The sequence below is a fragment of the Mycobacterium simiae genome (assembly GCF_008370645.1).
Classification (GTDB): Bacteria; Actinomycetota; Actinomycetes; order Mycobacteriales; family Mycobacteriaceae; genus Mycobacterium; species Mycobacterium simiae_A.
Genome location: NZ_VTZN01000451.1, coordinates 1 through 770, shown reverse-complemented (window position 1 = coordinate 770; position 770 = coordinate 1). Strand labels below are relative to the sequence as shown.

Here is a 770-nt window from a genome sequence, read left to right as displayed (position 1 = left end):
CCGGTGGGGCCGCCGGAGCGTTGGCCGGCAGAGGCGGTGACGGCGGCAACGGCGGCGACGGCGCTGGCTTAGGCAGTGGCGGTGCCGGTGGCCAGGGCGCCAGCGTGACCCGCACCGGAACGGCAGCCGCCATCGCCGGCAACGGCGGCAACGGTGGTGATGGCAGCTTCGGGGGATCTGGCGGGACCGGCGGTTCGGCGTCTAGCTCCGGAACCGGCGACGCCACTGGCGGCCACGGCGGTGCCGGTGGCACCGGGACCACCCAAACCGGCGGGACCGGTGGGGCCGGTGGCTCCGCGACAATCACCAACAGCGCGTCCAAGGGGACCGCCACCTCCGGCGACGGCGGGAAAGGTGGTTCCGGAGCCGGCGGCGGGTTCGGCGGTAATGGCGGATTCGTGTCCAATTCGGGAACCGGCAACGCCATCGGCGGCGACGGGGGGGCGGGAGGCACTGGCCTCACCGCCGGCGGCGGGTCCGGCGGGTTCGGTGGGTCTGTGAATACCTTCAATGCCACGGCCACGGGTACCGGCATCGCCGGTAGCGGCGGAAACGGCGGCAACGGCGCCACCAACGGAGGATCCGGCCGGGGTGGCGGTTCTGCGACCACTGCTGGAACCGGCAACGCCGTCGCCGGGGCCGGCGGAGCTGGCGGCGACGGCGGCTCAGGCTCGGGTGGTAACGGCGGCTCCGGTGGTGCCGCGAACATCAACAACAGCGCCTCGGCCGCAAGCGGCACCGCCGGCAATGGCGGGAGGGGCGGCGCCGGG

General features: G+C 74.7%; 1 pseudogene. It reads left to right on the top strand.

What is annotated here, in order from left to right:
• Positions 1 to 770, top strand: a pseudogene (locus F0Q45_RS28335) (PE family protein); the annotation flags it as partial.